Source organism: Acinetobacter sp. RIT698 (assembly GCF_009668065.1).
Classification (GTDB): Bacteria; Pseudomonadota; Gammaproteobacteria; order Pseudomonadales; family Moraxellaceae; genus Acinetobacter; species Acinetobacter guillouiae.
This window is the reverse complement of sequence record NZ_WJYH01000008.1, coordinates 39,022-57,083: the sequence shown is the minus strand read 5'-3', so window position 1 is coordinate 57,083 and position 18,062 is coordinate 39,022. Positions and strand designations below refer to the sequence as shown.

General features: G+C 37.5%; 16 protein-coding genes. 4 read left to right on the top strand and 12 right to left on the bottom strand.

What is annotated here, in order from left to right; genetic code table 11:
• Nucleotides 1-109: 109 nt before the first annotated feature.
• The gene (locus tag GJV03_RS05395) at nucleotides 110-1,597 is read right to left on the bottom strand and encodes a long-chain fatty acid transporter (protein ID WP_154129652.1); all 1,488 of its coding nucleotides are present in this window, start codon (nucleotides 1,595-1,597) and stop codon (nucleotides 110-112) included.
• A 344-nt stretch (nucleotides 1,598-1,941) separates the two neighbouring features.
• Here GJV03_RS05395 and GJV03_RS05390 point away from each other — a divergent pair, with 344 nt between their 5' ends.
• Nucleotides 1,942-2,934, top strand: coding sequence for an NAD(P)H-quinone oxidoreductase (locus tag GJV03_RS05390; protein ID WP_154129638.1), 993 nt, complete (start codon nucleotides 1,942-1,944; stop codon nucleotides 2,932-2,934).
• Nucleotides 2,935-3,327: 393 nt separating this feature from the next.
• Here the strand turns inward: GJV03_RS05390 and GJV03_RS05385 are convergent, their stop codons facing one another.
• Nucleotides 3,328-4,338: a zinc-binding alcohol dehydrogenase family protein gene (locus GJV03_RS05385; RefSeq protein WP_154129637.1), complete on the bottom strand. Its 1,011-nt coding sequence runs from the start codon at nucleotides 4,336-4,338 to the stop codon at nucleotides 3,328-3,330.
• A gap of 107 nt (nucleotides 4,339-4,445) precedes the next feature.
• Entirely contained in the window at nucleotides 4,446-4,721 is a 276-nt protein-coding gene (locus GJV03_RS05380) for a hypothetical protein (RefSeq protein ID WP_154129636.1), read from the bottom strand.
• 127 nt (nucleotides 4,722-4,848) lie between these two features.
• On the opposite strand from GJV03_RS05380, the gene GJV03_RS05375 reads away from it, so the two are divergent.
• On the top strand, nucleotides 4,849-5,349 hold the full coding sequence (locus tag GJV03_RS05375) for a hypothetical protein (RefSeq protein WP_004819381.1): 501 nt from the start codon (nucleotides 4,849-4,851) through the stop codon (nucleotides 5,347-5,349).
• Nucleotides 5,350-5,447: 98 nt separating this feature from the next.
• On the opposite strand, the gene GJV03_RS05370 is transcribed toward GJV03_RS05375, so the two are convergent.
• The 3 genes from GJV03_RS05370 to GJV03_RS05360 all read right to left on the bottom strand — a co-directional run bounded on the left by GJV03_RS05370 (nucleotide 5,448) and on the right by GJV03_RS05360 (nucleotide 9,629).
• Complete coding sequence (locus GJV03_RS05370; protein ID WP_004722773.1) at nucleotides 5,448-6,788, bottom strand: CitMHS family transporter; 1,341 nt, start codon at nucleotides 6,786-6,788, stop codon at nucleotides 5,448-5,450.
• Between the two features lie 394 nt (nucleotides 6,789-7,182).
• Complete coding sequence (locus GJV03_RS05365; protein WP_056514641.1) at nucleotides 7,183-8,511, bottom strand: hemolysin family protein; 1,329 nt, start codon at nucleotides 8,509-8,511, stop codon at nucleotides 7,183-7,185.
• A 128-nt stretch (nucleotides 8,512-8,639) separates the two neighbouring features.
• Nucleotides 8,640-9,629, bottom strand: a complete 990-nt coding sequence (locus GJV03_RS05360) for a LysR family transcriptional regulator (protein WP_004722769.1) — start codon at nucleotides 9,627-9,629, stop codon at nucleotides 8,640-8,642.
• A 625-nt stretch (nucleotides 9,630-10,254) separates the two neighbouring features.
• Here GJV03_RS05360 and GJV03_RS05355 point away from each other — a divergent pair.
• A complete protein-coding gene (locus GJV03_RS05355; protein ID WP_056514634.1) occupies nucleotides 10,255-11,859 on the top strand; it encodes an isocitrate lyase in 1,605 nt (534 codons plus the stop codon).
• Nucleotides 11,860-12,299: 440 nt separating this feature from the next.
• Here the strand turns inward: GJV03_RS05355 and GJV03_RS05350 are convergent, their stop codons facing one another.
• The 6 genes from GJV03_RS05350 to GJV03_RS05325 all read right to left on the bottom strand — a co-directional run bounded on the left by GJV03_RS05350 (nucleotide 12,300) and on the right by GJV03_RS05325 (nucleotide 16,831).
• Complete coding sequence (locus tag GJV03_RS05350; RefSeq protein ID WP_004722766.1) at nucleotides 12,300-12,587, bottom strand: PA4642 family protein; 288 nt, start codon at nucleotides 12,585-12,587, stop codon at nucleotides 12,300-12,302.
• Between the two features lie 222 nt (nucleotides 12,588-12,809).
• A complete protein-coding gene (gene minE / locus GJV03_RS05345) occupies nucleotides 12,810-13,082 on the bottom strand; it encodes a cell division topological specificity factor MinE (protein ID WP_004722763.1) in 273 nt (90 codons plus the stop codon).
• A gap of 2 nt (nucleotides 13,083-13,084) precedes the next feature.
• Complete coding sequence (gene minD / locus GJV03_RS05340) at nucleotides 13,085-13,897, bottom strand: septum site-determining protein MinD (protein ID WP_004722761.1); 813 nt, start codon at nucleotides 13,895-13,897, stop codon at nucleotides 13,085-13,087.
• 66 nt (nucleotides 13,898-13,963) lie between these two features.
• Nucleotides 13,964-14,683: a septum site-determining protein MinC gene (gene minC, locus GJV03_RS05335; protein WP_004722759.1), complete on the bottom strand. Its 720-nt coding sequence runs from the start codon at nucleotides 14,681-14,683 to the stop codon at nucleotides 13,964-13,966.
• A 143-nt stretch (nucleotides 14,684-14,826) separates the two neighbouring features.
• The gene (locus GJV03_RS05330) at nucleotides 14,827-15,825 is read right to left on the bottom strand and encodes a preprotein translocase subunit SecA (protein WP_252720679.1); all 999 of its coding nucleotides are present in this window, start codon (nucleotides 15,823-15,825) and stop codon (nucleotides 14,827-14,829) included.
• Between the two features lie 88 nt (nucleotides 15,826-15,913).
• Nucleotides 15,914-16,831 carry an acyltransferase gene (locus GJV03_RS05325; RefSeq protein ID WP_056514633.1) on the bottom strand — a complete coding sequence of 306 codons (918 nt, stop codon included), beginning with the start codon at nucleotides 16,829-16,831 and terminating at the stop codon, nucleotides 15,914-15,916.
• Between the two features lie 379 nt (nucleotides 16,832-17,210).
• On the opposite strand from GJV03_RS05325, the gene GJV03_RS05320 reads away from it, so the two are divergent.
• Nucleotides 17,211-17,861 carry an OmpA family protein gene (locus tag GJV03_RS05320; RefSeq protein WP_056514630.1) on the top strand — a complete coding sequence of 217 codons (651 nt, stop codon included), beginning with the start codon at nucleotides 17,211-17,213 and terminating at the stop codon, nucleotides 17,859-17,861.
• Nucleotides 17,862-18,062 lie beyond the last annotated feature (201 nt).

The following is an 18,062-nucleotide window of genomic DNA, read 5'->3' as shown; positions in this document are numbered from 1 at the left end:
AAATTAGCAAACAAAAAATGATCAGTATGGTCTTTGATGCTTAAAAATGGCAATAAAAAAGCATGTAAATCGTTAAGAATTACATACTTACTTATCAAAATATAATCAATTAAAAGCGATAACCTATTTTTAAACCATAAGCGAGTGCATGGTTATCTGTAAAATCAGCAACATAACTTGTTTTACCTGACTGTGAAGCGATTTGCCCTTCAGCATCACCCAACCAAAAATATTTAACACCACCAGCAATAAAGGTCTGAGCTGTAGGGCTAAATTGAGCACCAATACCGACATTCCAATAGCCTTCAGTTGGCCCAAGTGCTGTAACTGGATTTCCTGCACCAGAGTCCCAGCCTACAGAAACATTAGCCATCCATTGTTCGGTAAGTTTACGTCCTACACCAACATTGGCAGACCATTGATCTTTAGAATACGACAATAAATTAAAACCATTGGGTTGCGCGACAGAAGGTAGCTGTCCGACGATTTTAGAAATTGCACCAAATTGAACGGGCTGAATTCTAAAATTTTTCCAATTCACCCAGCGTACATTGGCAAAGGCAACAGTGTCTTTCATGATGCCACTTTGTAAATCTAAATTCACCGATTGAGGTGTGGTGATTTTAGATTCACTCTTGCTACTGGCAATTTTGTTTGCCACAGCATCAGAAATGACACCAAGTTTAACCAGTGCAGGTAAGCTTGAAATATTTTCAGTCGTCGCGGCTTCATGGTCGATTTCAGAACGGTAGGTTATAGAGGTTTTGAAGGCAATTTCAGGAATTTGATAAGCGATACCTGCGAGCCAGCCGACACCACTATCTTTTTTCATTGTGACATCATAACCATTGTATACACTGGTGGCTTGACCTCTTAAATGTAGTTCTCCTTTAATGGTTTGGTAAACACCTCCTGCATATAAATTTAAATTTTTTATAGGTTGGTAACCAAAAATCATACTGAGACTATCTGAGTCTACTTTGGCAGATGTATTACCTTTACCAAGATAAGCTTTAGTGGCATCGACTTGGTTGCTAATCTCTGCTTTAACGCCAGTATTAATCTGGTTTTTTATCGTTTCATTGGTATTGTATGCATTAAGGGTTTGATTGTACTTGATTTGACCTTCGGCCGAATTTAAGTTAACCCCTTGAGCTTGCAATGTTAACGCGACTTTTTGTTCCGAACTTAAAGCAGAAAATTTTTGATCAATCATTGAATTAAGTAATTTTTGATCTAGTATCGTTGTCTTATCATCTGTGACAAAAATATTATTGCCAGCGTATTTTACTTTTGCCCCAAAGGGTTGATCGTATAACAAACCAAATGAAACTTTGTCTGCGATTTGCAATTTGATTGCTGCATTTGGAAAATAGTAGTCATCTCCCATATCTTGAATATTACGACGAGTCGCTGAAACATCTGCTTCTTTACCCGTCACCGTTGGATCTAGTATTGAAATTCCTGCTTCAAAATAATGATTGGGTTGAAGGAATGCAGAAATAGATTGTCCTGATCTATCCATTGCTGCTGCATAGAGTGCTGAACTCGGTATATAAATCGAGAAGAGCGCAAGCAGTACTTTGTTGATTTTCATCATTATCAGCTCCTTGATAATATGTTTTATTGAGATTATTTTTATTTCAAATTATAGGTTGAAGCTTAATCACATACGCTATGATTGGTATGACCATAGCAAAAATACAATTTGAATCAAGTGCTAAACTGGACATTGTGACTAAATGTTTATGTCATTTATGCAAGTCTTTATTTTAAAGCTGTTTTAGCCAGCTTTTAGCTATATAAACAATTGAAAACTATATTTTTGTAAGGATACTCACTCTATTTTGTAGACATTGGTGGCGAAATATTTGCACATGCACTGGTTTATGTTCAAATACAGAAAACATGAAAAGTAATGAATGGAATAGGAAAGAAAGTATGTCTACAAATAACATGCAACAGGTCATTATTACAGAACCCGGTGGTATAGAAAAACTGGCTTATGAAACGGTAGAAATTCCTCAACCCAAAGCAGATGAAGTTTTGGTTAAAGTCCATGCATTTGGGATTAATCGGCCCGATATTTTACAGCGTCAAGGCTTATATCCTATGCCAAAAGGGGTGACACCTGTTCCTGGTTTGGAAGTTGCTGGAGAGGTGATTGCAGTAGGAGAAAAGGTCACTTTATTCACTGTCGGGGATAAGGTTTGTGGACTGACCAATGGTGGTGGTTATGCAGAATATTGTGTCGTGCCAGAATCTCAAACCATTAATATTCCAGAAGCTGTAAGTTTTGTTCAAGCTGCAGCAATACCTGAAACCTTCTTTACGGTATGGGCCAATCTTTTCCAAATGGCACATGCCAAAGCAGGTGAAACACTATTGGTACATGGCGGCACAAGTGGTATTGGTACAACCGCGTTAATGTTAGCGCAATCACTTGGTCTGAAAAGCTTTGCAACTGTAGGTTCAGATGAGAAGATTCAAGCCATTCGCCATTTGACCGATGCGATTAATTATAAAACTCAAGACTTTGAACAGGTCATTCATGAAAAGACCCAAAATGAGGGTGTCGATATTATTCTTGACATGGTTGGGGCGCCTTATCTAGATCAAAATCTAAACCTACTCCGTAGAGATGGGCGTTTGGTCTATATTGCATTTTTGGGTGGTGCAAAGGCCAAAGAAGTAAAATTAGGGCAGATTATGATGAAACGCCTCACTATTACCGGTTCAACTATGCGTGCGCGTACAACTGCTGAAAAAGCTGAAATTGCCAAAGGTTTGATGGAACATGTCGTTCCATTGTGGGCAAAAGGTGAATGTTTACCCATGATTTATAAAACATTTAAGTTTGATCAGATCCAAGCTGCGCATGCATGTATGGATACAGGTGAGCATATTGGTAAAGTTGTGGTGGAAGTGATTTAAGATAAGTTTTTTCTATTTAACTTTGTAATTATACTATTTCTCTAAAACTTGATTCATATTATTAAAGAATTAGCACTGCCTCATCTTAGGTCGAAAAGTTTAAATTAATTTGTGTAGGCAATGCCTCACCCTTGCACTGCGAATAAAGCAGTGCTTTGTTCTTGCTCAGGATGAAAAGTGAGAAAAATCCTTTGTTGAGCGAGGGGTACGTCCTGTACCCCCGCTCAACCGCGACATCCATGTCGCCACGCGATAGATACACCATGTATGATTGAATGATACAAAAAGGTTCAATTTATATTTAGTTCATTACATTGATTAGTATTCACAGGGCCGTTTAAATCCTCTTATAAAAATTTAAGCGACTTCTAAAATTAAATTTTATTCGGGTGGTTAAAAGCCTGCTAATACGATCTTACCAATGCTTTTACCTGACTCAATCAGTGTATGAGCTTGGGTTATATGCTCAACATTGATTTGACCGAGGTTTTGTCCCAAAGTAGTTTTGATTCTTTGGTCATCAACTAATTTTGAAACTTTATTTAAAATATCACCTTGTCGACTGAGATCTTTGGTTTGGAATGTAGAGCGGGTAAACATCGATTCCCAATGAACAGAAACAGACTTAACTTTAAACGGGTTAATGATAAAGTTTTCAGGATCATCAATTAAACCAAAATGACCTTGAGGCGCAATCAAATTGGCAATGGCTTGTGTATATCGCCCTGTACCATTAATTGAAAAAATATAGTTGGGTAGCCCAATATTTAAGTCTAGGACTTGCTGTTCTAAAGGTTGGCTATGATCCACAATATGATCAGCCCCAATTTCAGTCAGCCATGCTTTAGATTCTGGGCGGGAGGCTGTGGCAATAACAGTAAATCCAGTCAGTACTTTTAACAATTGAACCGTAATAGACCCTACACCACCTGCAGCGCCAATGACTAAAATCACAGGTTTTTCAACTTTGGTGTCTTGGATTTTTAAACGGTCAAATAACATTTCATATGCTGTGAGTGACGTTAAAGGCAAGGCTGCGGCTTCAGCATCACTTAATGATTTAGGTTTTAGTCCAACGATACGTTCATCGACCAATTGGTATTCAGCATAAGAGCCTTGTCTTTGGTTTGAACCTGCATAAAAAACTTCATCACCCACTTTAAAATTCTGAACTTTTTCTCCGATTGCTTTCACGATCCCAACCGCATCATGACCCAAAATTTTCCAAGTATCATTGTCAGGCGAAGTACGCTGTCGCATTTTGACATCGACTGGATTGATTGAAATGGCTTTAACCTCAATCAGTAAGTCATGACCTGTTGCAACTGGCTGTTCGATTTCGATTTCGGAAAAAACATTGGTTTCTGAAATTGCGAATGGTTTTTTATAAGCAACAGCTTTCATACGGTTTCACTTTTTATTGGCATATCAAATCAATAGCAAAAAAATCTCAATTAAGAAAGAAAAAAATTGTCAGTCTATACTTATTGATAACATTTTATCGAATGGTCTTAATCAAAAAATTTGGACAGTAGTAAGCGTATAGGCAAGATAAACAATTGCCAGCATGTGTAAAGCGGCAAGGTCAGCCAATTTCCATGATTCAAGGTGCGGTTAAAAGTTTGTCGTTCCTTTTGATAAACCGCAGGAGTAATTTGGTAAGCAAATACGAATAAAATCACTGCCAGCACAAGGAACAGAGGTCGTGGTTGTTGAGCAAAATAAAAATAGATGAGATACAAGGCGGAATAAAAACTGGTACCAGCGAGTAGGGCTAAAACAGACATTGAAATATCATCCTTTATTGTTATTTGATCAGGTAGAGATACATCGTAGTAGAGTAAGATTATCTCTGACTTAATTTTAAAATTGTGCGAAAATAGAGTTTCTATTTATTTTTGTTTTAGGACTCCCATGACAGATTCTTCTGCTTCATTAAGTGATATTGAAATTTTAGACATTCTTCAGTCGATGAAATCGGATGAACTGAATGTTGAAGCACAAAAAATCATTCGTGATGGTGGAAAAGCAGGGCGTCAAGAAGCACATAAACAGGCATTAGTTGCTTTACATCAAAGCTTTGAAGACAAACTTGTTGAAGCAGTGACTTTGGCTTTAAATTTAAATGAAGCGCAAGCCAAGAAAATTCGTTATAAGAAAGATCGTGTTCGTATTTTAAAAGCTAAAGGTATCGATTATTTAGCCATTGATGGTGCAGAAACCGCTCAAGTGCTATCGCAAGTTGCTCAAGCGATTATTCGTGAAGATGCAACCGTGACGCGTGACCTGCATAATATTTTCCCTTTCTGGAAAGAAGGCTGGCCAATGGTGCAGTTCGATAGTGCCTATAAAATTTTAGAAGATGACATTTCAATTCATTATCAAGCATTGCTCGATGTCTTGATTCATCCTTAATTGGATTTGATTCTGAATAAATCATTGTTTTAAATAGATGATGAAAATAAACTATTTAAGATGAAAAAAAAGCCGATATAAATATCGGCTTTTGTCTATTAGTGTAGTGTTGAATAGAGTGGGAATACACCGAGTAGCATGGCTGCAACCAGCATTACCAAACAGGTCAGAATCGCCCATTTAATGGTGAACTTTTGATGCTGTCCAAATTCGATACCAGCCAATCCACATAATAAATAGGTAGAAGGAACCAATGGTGACAGTAAGTGCACAGGTTGGCCGACAATTGAAGCACGCGCCATTTCTACAGGTGTAATACCATAATGACTCGCCGCTTCTGAAAGAATCGGTAACACCCCGTAGTAGAAAGCATCATTCGACATAAAGAAAGTCAAAGGCATACTAATCACAGCAGTAATTGGCGCTAAGAAAGGCCCCATACTTTGTGGAATAATCGCCACCAATTCTTTAGACATCGCATCAACCATGCCTGTCCCTGAAAGAATCCCAGTAAAAATCCCTGCAGCAAAAATAATACCCACAACGTTTAAGGCACTACCTGCATGATGAGCAACCAAAGATTTTTGCATATCGACATCTTTATAGTTCACCACCAATGCAATACAAAGCGCGATCATAAATAAGATCGGTAAAGGCAACACCCCTTTCACCAAACAGATCATCAGTACAACGGTTAATAAACCATTGAACCATCTTAAATGTGCACGATTTGCTTCTGGGTTACTTGAAATTTGAATGTCATCACCATGACTAACATCAAGTTCAATAATACCTAAGCGTTTACGTTCCATACGGCCATACATAAAACCGACAAAGTAGAGCCAAAGAATAGCAGCCAGCATTGGTAAAACCATAGGCACAAAGATTTCACTTGCCTCTACATGCAGCGCACTTGCAGCACGTGCCGTTGGTCCACCCCACGGGGTAAGGTTCATGATTCCGCTTGCCAGCATCATTAAACATGCCATGATCAACGGACTCATACCTAATTTTTTATAGAGTGGGAGCATCGCTGCCACACAAATCATGTAGGTGGTTGAACCATCACCATCAAGAGAGACGATGAGTGTCAGAGTAATGGTACCAATTACGACTTTAAGTGGATCACCTTTGACCAGCTTTAAGATAAATTTTACAGAAGGATCAAACAATCCCGTGTCAATCATGATGGCAAAATAGAGAATTGCAAAAAGTAGCATTACGCCTGTTGGTGCAAGTTTTTTCACACCATCAAGCATCATTTCACCGAGCTGTTTGATTTCTAAATGCCCAAGGCTATCGAAATAGAAGCTAAGACCGTAAGCGATTAATGCAAATAAAATTGGAATAAGTGTGAGTGCTGCAAGTGCAGTCATTCGTCTAGACATGATTAAGTACATAAAGCACAAAATCATGCCCAAACCTAATACGGTTAGCATAGTTCGATCCTTGAATGAGACTTTTTTAACAGAAGTCTTTTAGTTTTTTAAGCAGAAGCATGCTAATAGTTATTTGATTAAATTAAAATATCCTTGTAGAAATACTGAATTCAGTACTATTTTTTAAATAAATAGAGTATTCAAAACAGATATTTAAAAATGAATATTATTTTTGCACCAAAATGGTTATAAAATTTAAATTATTGATTTTTAAATTTATTATTTTTTTTATTTTATAAGTTGTGGTCATGTTAATTTTCATATTTTTAAAATTTATAAATCAAAAGCCCATAATCTAATCAATGACCTTGTGAATCTCTCGATATTGAAGCACCACTTTTCATAAAAAAAGCTTAGCAAGGTAATTGCTAAGCTTTAAATACGCAAAAGAAACTTATTGTGAAGAATCTTCTGATGTTGATGGTTCTGCTTTTTCAAGTAATCGTGTGACAAGTAGCTGGTCAATTTTAAAATGATCAACATCGACCACTTCAAATTTATAACCACCAAAAATCACTGTGTCAGCTGGTTTAGGAATTTTTCTTAACTGATACATCATAAAGCCTGCCAGTGTTTCGTAGTTCTCTTCATCTGGCATCTCATCAATGGCTAAAGCATGCTTCATGTCTTCAATTGGGGTACTCCCATCAATCAACCATGAGTTGTTATCCCGTTTAATGATTTGTAGCTCTTCATCCATTGGTGTAACCCAGTCGCCCATCACTGTGATCATGATATCTGACAGGGTAATAACACCAACCACAAGTGCATATTCATTAAATACCACCGCAAATTTTTCTTTGCTTGAGCGGAAGCGGTCAAGAAGTTCAGAAAGGGTCAATGAGTCAGGAATGGTTAATACTGTACGAATAGTTGATTCATGTAATTGATTAATTTTCTGGTTATTCAGAATACGCACCAAAATATCTTTGGCATCTACATAGCCAATCACTTGATCAATGGTTTCGTTACAAACCAGGAACTTTGAATAAGGGTATTCAGCTAGCTTTTGGCGGATACTTTCTTCTGGTTCTTTTAACGTAAAAAACACCACATTTTCACGTGGGGTCATACTGGATGGAACATTACGTTCTTCAAGCTCAAATACATTTTCAATAAAGTGATGTTCTTGCTTTTGTAAAACACCTGCCTGAGCACCAGCATCCATTACCGCTGAAATATCATCAAAGGTAATGTTGTCTTCACGTGTTGTATTGACTTTAAACAAGCGGAACAACAAATTAGCCACCGCATTGATAAACCATGCTAAGGGTTTACAGACCACGATAAAGATCTGGATGGGATTAATGACTGAAACCGCAATTTTTTCTGGTGCAATCATTGCCATACGTTTTGGCATTAAATCGGCAAAAAGAATAAACAGTGAAGTGACTAAAGTAAATGAGAGGACAAAGCTAATGGTTTCTGTCCAATTTCCAACATAGAAACGCGAGACAAATTCAAGAAAATAAGGGCGAAAGGCACCTTCACCTAAAATACCGCCAAGAATAGCAACAGCATTTAAACCGATTTGGGATGCGGCAAAGAAATCGGCAGAGTTTTGCTGTAAGTCTAAGACTTTTTGTGCTCGCTCATCGCCAGATTCGGCAAGAATTTTGAGTTTAACTTTACGCGCACCTGCAAGGGCGATTTCAGTTAAAGATAAAAAACCAGCTCCTGCGATGAGGACAGCGATGATTAGGATATTCTGGAACAGGCTCACGAATCCACCTATGGATCATCATTATTATGAGATATTTTTAACACATAAAAGGGGGTGGTAGTGAGTAACACACTACCGATCTGGAATTAGTATAAGCTTGAAATGATAAGAATTTAAGAAAATTCCTATTAATATTGAGAAAAATGCGAATTATTTTGCATAAATTCACGATTTTCTTCTTCAATCATTTGACGTGCAACATAAAGAATCAATTGGCGTAACCATCGATGTGCAGGGTGATGATGAAGTAAAGGACACCATGCCATTTTTAATTCAAACTCAGGAATGTAAAAAGGCGGATCTTTAATGAGTAAATTTTGGCTTTTGGCCTGCAAACGTGCGATACGGGTTGGTAACGTCGCAATCAAATCAACATTTGAAGCCAACAATGCTGGCATTTGATAATGACGGGTAAAGACTGAAATTTTACGCTTTTGACCAATTCGCTCTAAAGCTTGATCGATCCAACCTAATCCTGCTTGTTTCTCAGGATTCACACCAAATCCAACACCCATACCTGTTTTAGATACCCAGATATGTTGTGCATCTAAATAACTTTTAAGATTTAAATTACTCGAAGCGGGATGTTTGTTATTGAGTAAGCAAGAGAAACTATCACGCCACACTAAAACTTGGTGAAAACTTTGTGGGATTTCATTAAAACGGTTGATGGCTAAATCAACTTTACCTTGTTCCATGTCACGATATGACACGTCACTTGGTGTTAAAAAGTCGAGTACAACATTCGGTGCTTCTGAGCGCAACGCTTTGACTAGACGAGGAACAAGTGTCGCTTCGGCATAATCAGAGGTCATAATACGGAATACACGGTTTGAAGTATAAGGTCGGAACTCAGTACGAGGTTCCAAAATCATTGATAAATCAGACAGTGCGTCACGGATGCGGGGTTGTAATTCTAAAGCACGTTCTGTTGGTGTCATACCTTCAGAAGAACGAATTAAAAGAGGGTCATTAAATAAATTACGAAGACGACGTAAAATATTACTCATTGCGGGTTGGGTAACACCAAGCTGTTCAGCAGCACGAGTCACATTTTTTTCACGTAAAAGAACGTCAAGGTAAATTAAGAGGTTGAGATCGACCCGCTCCAGATTCATAAAAAAAATACCGAAAATAAAATTTAGAAATCACAGGGGATTATGCCATAAGGAAATGCTTTTGTGTAAAAAGTAGATAAAAAAACAGCAGGCGATTTATTGTTGTAGGAGGATCAAGATTTATTGTCTTAGTTTTGAATAGAGATGCATGCTTGAATAAATCTTAATCTACTCATTATACCTCAAGACCAGCAGATTTTTGAGCAGTAACACCATTTATCGATGAATGAATTAGATTATTATGCTTTGTATAATTATTGATCATTCAGGGTATTTTTATATCAAAAAAAACCAGTTCTGGTTTTTTTGTTACAAGCTCAGACTTAAGTCTAATAGTGATAAAATGAATAAATTGCCTTATATTTAAGCAAAACATGGGCGGTCGCTATTTAAATAAAATTCTATAAATTAAAGGTTTATTGGTTTTTAATATAATTATAATACGACTTTGATCTACATATTTTTTAAATAAATACTGAAAATTAACTCAGAATATTGGATTAATTTGAGGAGTCAATCTAAGCTAAGACCATAACAACGAAGTGTTCTAAATCTGAACAAACAAATACCGAGTGGATTTAGCTCTTCGATTGATGAAATCCTAATATTATTACAGGAACATATCATGACTACATACCAAACAGCGATTGATGCAATCCGTGAATTAAAAGCAAAATTCGGAAGCACATGGCGCGATATTAGCCCAGAAGATGCTGCGCGTATGCAACTGCAAAACCAATTCAAAACTGGTTTAGATATCGCTAAATATACAGCTGCGATCATGCGTCGTGATATGGCTGAATATGATGCTGATTCTAGCAAATACACTCAATCTTTAGGTTGCTGGCATGGTTTTATTGCGCAACAAAAAATGATTGCGAACAAAAAATATTTCGGTACTACAAGCAAACGTTATATCTACCTTTCTGGTTGGATGGTTGCTGCACTTCGTTCAGAATTCGGTCCACTTCCTGACCAATCTATGCACGAAAAAACTTCTGTACCTGCTTTAATCGCTGAAATCTATACATTCTTACGTCAAGCTGATGCGAAAGAACTTAACGATTTATTCCGTGCGCTTAAAAAAGCAAACGAAGCTGGTGATACTGCTAAAGCTGCTGAAATCACTGCTCAAATCGACGGTTTCCAAACTCACGTTGTGCCAATTATTGCGGATATCGATGCTGGTTTCGGTAACGAAGAAGCGACTTATTTACTTGCACGTAAGATGATTGAAGCTGGTGCTTGTGCACTACAAATCGAAAACCAAGTATCTGATGCTAAACAATGTGGTCACCAAGCTGGTAAAGTAACAGTTCCACATGAAGACTTTATCTCTAAAATCCATGCATTACGTTATGCATTCTTAGAAATGGGTCTTGATGACGGTATCATCGTTGCGCGTACTGACTCTGAAGGCGCTGACTTGACTCAAAAAATCCCAGTGGTTAAAGAGCCAGGTGATATTGCTTCTCAATATATCAGCTACTTAGACACGACTGAAATTGATATTGCTGATGCTCAAGAAGATGAAATCTTAATTAAACGTGATGGTAAATTACACCGTCCTAAGCGTTTAGCTTCTGGCTTATATCAGTTCCGTGAAGGTACTCAAATTGACCGTGTTGTACTTGACTGTGTGTCTAGCTTACAAAACGGTGCAGATCTTCTTTGGATCGAAACTGCGACTCCAAACGTTGAAGAAATTGCACACATGGTTAACCGTGTACGTGAAACAGTTCCAAATGCGAAGCTTGTTTATAACAACAGCCCATCATTCAACTGGACTTTAAACTTCCGTCAACAAGCTTACGATCGTTGGGTTGCTGAAGGTAAAGACGTTTCTGCTTATGACCGTGCTAAATTAATGAGCGCTGAGTACGATGCTTCTGAATTGGCTGCTGATGCTGACTCGAAAATCCGTACATTCCAAGCAGATGCTTCTCGTGAGGCTGGTGTATTCCATCACTTGATTACACTTCCGACTTACCATACTGCTGCGCTTTCTACTCATGAGCTTGCACAAGGTTACTTCGGTACTGAAGGTATGTTGGCTTATGTTGCTGGCGTACAACGTAAAGAAATCCGTGGTGGTATCGCTTGTGTTAAACACCAAGCAATGGCGGGTTCTGACATCGGTGATGATCACAAAGAAATCTTCTCTGGTGACAATGCACTTAAAGCGCATGACGATGCTAAAAACACAATGAACCAATTCGCTGCTCACTAAGCACTGATTTGATTCGAAAAACCCAGCGTAAGCTGGGTTTTTTTATGGCAGAAGATAAGCAATTGTAGGGTTTGAGATTGCTAGCTTTAAATGATATCAACCAACAAGATGTACACTTTAGCTGGTAAATAGGGGGGATATTGAATAATAATTATAAAAGTAAGCATACTGCTATTTGAAGTAAATCAAGATTGGGTGAAATTAAAATATGGTTAAAGACTGAATGAAATAGTGTGACTCTATAAAAGTTTATTTATTCATGTTGATGTGTATAAGTATTTAAATCATTGTATTCAATAGTGATGAGGATACGTTTGAGAGTTTTGAGATATACATTGAGAAAAAGAGGGCTATATAAAATAAAAATGCCCAATGAAATTCATCAGGCATTTATTGATTAACAATATTGAGTTGTATCGTGTTATTCGCGTATTTAGTCGTTAAGCAAACTTTGCCAATACGTCTAAGAAACCTTCTTTTTGACGCGGATATTCTGCGATCACATCATGAATACGTTGACCTTCAGGATTGGTTGCATTGATGTCTCGACCATCAGCAACAAATTTGGTCAACAAACGTTCATAGTCAAACGGGCGCATATGTTTAAATGCGTGATAAAGTACATGAAAATCTGTATTGGTACCTTCAGGAGGAAGTTGATCTAAGTAGGCAAATACACGCTCGTCTGACCATTCTTCATTGAACGTTGCTGGCTGTGAAAGTGCCATAACAGCATCTCCTCAAAATAAAATAATTCTAAATCAAATGATTGATTTGCAGCATTATATAAACCTTATTGAGCTTTTGTTTAATAAGGATAAATACAATATTTAGCTGAAAAAAATCTAAAATAAAAAGGGCAAAATATATTGCATGAGTAAAAGCAATGCTTTTTGACTCTGCCTTATATTTTGCCCTGAATCAATTCACTTGACTAATCAATAATGAAATTATCGTTCTTCAGGTAAATTGATATTCATTTCCAACATTTCAATGTTGGCTTCAGAACGAACTTGCATTTGAATATGCTGTTCATCCACACCACGGACATAACGATTAACCACTTGCATGATTTCTTTCTTCATTTGGTCAATCTTGTCTTGGCTTAAACGTTTGCCCAAACCGTTTTCAGAAGCAACAATAACTTTTAAGCGGTCTTTAGCAGTTTGGGCGCTAGATGGTTTGTCATCATTGCTAAAAAGTTTACTCCAAAATCCTGCCATTTCTACGCTCCAAATAACCGTGCTAACCAACCCTTAGGTTTCACTGTAATATGTCGATAAGGACGTTCCTCACCCAAGAAACGCGCAACTAAATCATCATATGCTTGCCCAGCAGATGCTTCTTGATAAAGAATGACAGGTTTACCTTCATTCGATGCCTGAAGCACGCTAGGGCACTCTGGAATGACGCCTAAAGTTGGTACACGTAAGATATCTTTTGAGATATCATCAATGGTCAACATTTCTTGTTTATCGGCACGCTCAGGGTTAAAACGCGTAATACATAAATGCTTACGAACACGCCCTTCGTTGTTTTCTACTTTTTTCGTCTTACTGTCGAGCATACCGATAATACGGTCTGAATCTCGAACAGAAGAGATTTCTGGGTTTGTTACAATAATTGCTTCATCTGCATGATACATGGCTAAAATCGCGCCACGCTCAATCCCCGCAGGTGAGTCACAAATAATATAATCGAACTCTTGCGAAAGCTCATCGATTACACGAGCAACACCATCATCGCTCAACGCATCTTTATCACGGGTTTGTGATGCAGGTAAAATATATAGATTTTCAATATCTTTATCACGAATCAATGCTTGTTGTAAGCGTGCTTCGTTATTGATGACATTAACAAAATCATACACCACGCGGCGTTCACAGCCCATGATCAAATCTAAATTACGCAAACCCACATCGAAATCAATCACAACAGTTTTATGACCACGTAGGGCTAATCCTGTTGCAAAAGATGCACTCGTCGTAGTTTTACCTACGCCACCTTTGCCTGATGTAACGACAACAATTTTGGCCACCGAATCCACTCCTGTTATGGTCATTTTACCCGATTAAACGAGTTTTATATGGTGTTAATTTATACCTTAAAATTGCAAAGCTTCAAACACTAGCTCTTGCTGGTCATTCAAGTAAATATGTACAGCCTTTTTAATGACATCTTGAGGAATGTCATCTGCCACACAATATGTTCCTGCAATAGAAACCAATTCGGCTTCTAGTGAATGACAAAAAATTCTTGCAATGGTGTTACCACCTGCGCCTGCAATGACTCTACCACGAACACTGCCATAGATATGTATATTTCCTGAAGCAATCACTTCCGAACCACTGTTAATACCAGCATTCAGTATGATGTCCCCATGATCTTGAACTAGGCATTGACCAGTTCTTAAAATTTCATCATGGTATGAGGTTATATGACTCAATGTTTTAGGTGTATCAACGCTTGCATTTGGGGTCGCCACAGTTGGAGCTTTTACTGGTGTTTCAACCACTTGCTCTTTCGTCGGTTTAATCCGTTGCAATGGACGATCGGCAGGCAAGACTGGAAATTGAATTGCACGTGCTTGATCACCCAATAAACCATCAATCACAGCCATAGGCTGTAAATCTAGACTGATAATGAGTTGAATCAGGGCAATAAGCTCTTGTTCAACTGTGCTATCAATAATGACTAAAGCCCCTTGATAAGAGGTTTCACTCATCATTGAAGTTAATTGCTGGCGGATGGCATCATGATCATTAGTATCGAAGGTTAATCGGGTAAAATTAACCATTCTGCCTGTAATCCGTATATCAGCCATAATTATTCCTTAAAAGGCGTGTGACCTAAATTTTCTATCTAAGCGTCAAAAATTGTGAAATAGGGCAAATGCTAGAACATATTGAATGATTTCTCTAGCAAAGATACAAATATTTTCAATGAATTGCTTATTCTTTGAATCACTTAATCTTTTACTTGATCATTTTTTTCTAATTCAAGCTGCCATTGTTTTACTTTCACTTGTTTCCTTAACGATTCTAAACTTTCATAGACCACAGATTCAACCAGTTCTTCAAGCTTCTGATTTTCAATATTTAACTGGCTTAATTTGGTTGAGATCAGTTGATAGGTCGCGTTTGGATTATGTAGATTGCCTTCTGTAAAAGGTTCAACCAATCCTTGGGTAATGTTCTCACCTAACTGTTGTCCAATATTTTGAATCTGATTTTCAATCATACTGCCTGCAATTGGGATCATGCGCAATAACTGGGTCAATTGTGGGGTGTCCTCAATCGCTTGACGTACAATCTGTCCGACATTATGGCTAATCACATGACTTTGTGCTTTTAGTTCAGTGGCCAAAGACTCTTGTAAGACTTCAGCTAAAGTTTGTGCAAAACGCTCTCTATGATGATCAATTAAATCATGAATGATTTTTTTATGACTTGAGCTGGTGTCTAATTCTTGTTTAATTCCATCAATGACTGTAATCACAACACGATCAGATAATTCTTCCATCAGCACTCGATAATAAAACAGCACACGTTTTAGAATGTTATCGGGAATAACCTTATAACCTAACTCATGAAAATGATAAGCAATAATACCGACGCGAATTAAACGTAAAAAACGTAAATAAGGAATAATCGCTAAAATTTCGTACCAATGAATAAATGGAAAGAAAAACCAACGCGCATGGTGTTTGTTGATAATTGCGATGAGCCAGCGAATGCCTAATTCAACAATCAAAAAGGTGATAAACCAGCTTTCCGTTTTAATCACCCATGGATGCAGATCTGTTTTGTAATACTGTAAAACTTGTGGTAAATGAATTTCATTGAAAAGCCAGTCACCAAAATTACTCATTAAAAAAGCGTTGGCACATAAACAGAATAGATTGAAGACGATGATAAACATCATAAAGATGTCATAACCAAAAGCGATCCACCATCCTCGTGACATATCGTTTTTCGTTTCTGTACTGTTTTCGAGTGGTGGAACTTGCTCTGTCATATCCATCCTATTCTGTGGTTTTTTCTTCAATTGAACGTTAGTGGTTATATTTTTGTTTTATGGTGCTAATCAGTTGATCTTTTTCAGTCCATAAATCATCAACCCAGTTTTGAAAGCGTTCGCGATATTCTGCATCATCTTCATAATTGCCACCCAATACCCATTCAGGAATCTCAATTTTACGCATATTGACCACAATTCGTGGTACTTCACCTAACCAAAATTCTCCATAACCGGGTGCACCATCTGGATAAACAATGGTCATGTCCACCAGTGCGTCAATCTTATCACCTAAGATATTTAAAGCGAGTGCGAGTCCACCTGCCTTAGCTTTAAGTAAATTGGTAAAAGGGGATTGTTGTTGAGCATGTTTTTCTGGGGTAAAGCGTGTTCCTTCAAGATAATTGAGCAATGTGAAAGGCTGGCTTAATAACTGTTCACAGGCTTTACGTGCTTCTTCCATATCACGTGTTTTCAGTTCAGGATTCTTTGCAATTTGCTCTTTGGTATGGCGTTTCATCATCGGAAAGCCAAGAATTTTAAATGCTTGCCCGACAAACGGTATAAAGATAAGTTCCCATTTGGTGAAAAAACGGGTGAGTGGCATACGGGTTAGACCAAAATACTGGTTTACTGTGGTATCGACCCAACTTTGGTGGTTACAGGTCATTAAATAACGACCTTGCATATTTAAATCCAAGTTTTCATCAACGGTAATGTCCCATTGTGTTTCGGGAAGAACATGATCAATCAACCAATTATTGACACTTAACCAACTATTGGTGATATTGATATTGGTTTCATCCACCTTTTTTGACTTTTTAAATAATTTGGTCAAGCCTAAAGCTAAAACAGGTGGGCCGTGAAAAAAAGTACTGCCAGTAATCACTGAGCCAACGGTTAAACCTTTCGTAATTTTTTTTAAAATAGGTTGCTTCTGCTGTTGAGATGACATAGAACAGTCCTAATGATTTATTGTGAGTGCCAGTTCAAGCGACTAGATATTTTTTACTGCTACGTTGCGACATTGGAAACCATGTTTATCATTATTTAGAATGAATAAATTTCGTATTTGTTGCCTCGTATCACCCAGAAATATACATAATCGCAAACATAGACGAATTGTCCACAGCCCTTAAATATAATCGTTACAATGCAATTTAAAAAGACACATTTAATGACTATGTATAAATTATGATGATCACTTTTGTAAATTTCATTGTAAATATTACAAAATGTAAAAAAATACGTGATTGTTAACAAAATGCCTATAGTGGCACTTTGTTTTTTATACCAAAATTAAGTTAACAAAAAACACAACTTGGAGGCATGCAATGCGTGCACTATTAATTACAACACTTACAGCAGGGGCTTTAGTACTTTCTGGCTGTCAATCAACTGGTAATAACATCGGTGGTATGGAGTACGACAAATCTGCTATTGGTGGTTTGATCGGTGCAGCAGCGGGCTATGGTTTGTCTCGTGGTAATGCAAACTCATCTGCACAAAACAATCGTGCAGCAGCAATTGGTGCGCTTTTAGGTGCGGGTACTGGTCTTTATTTAGACAATAAAGAAAAGAAATTACGCCAACAAATGCAGGGTACTGGTGTAGAAGTTAACCGTAATCCAGATGGTTCTGTTGCTTTAGTTATGCCAGGTAGTATTACATTTGATACCAACAAGTCATCAATTAAACCGAACTTCTACGGTACTTTAAATAAAGTTGCACAAACTTTAATGGAAGACAACAAGAGTGTAATTCTTGTAACGGGTTATACCGATAATACAGGTAATGATTCAATCAATATTCCATTGTCTCAAAACCGTGCGTACTCAGTTGCAAACTACCTTAAAGGTAAAGGCGTGCAAAGCCGTATTGATACTCAAGGTTATGGTTCACAAAACCCAATCGCAGATAACTCAACTGCAGCGGGTCGTGAACAGAACCGTCGTGTAGAAATCAGCATTTATGCGGCAAACTAATATGCAACAAACCAAGAAATCGCAATAAAAGTAACGTATTTTTTGGTTGAAGGCATTGAGTTGAAAGCATTGAAAAGGAGTCATGGTTCGCTATGATTCCTTTTTTTATTTTCCAAATTTTTGCTTAAATCTTATCAATTTGTTTAGGCATGAGGTTAAGGTTTTTTATCATTATAACTAAAGTCGATGCGGTGACAGTCT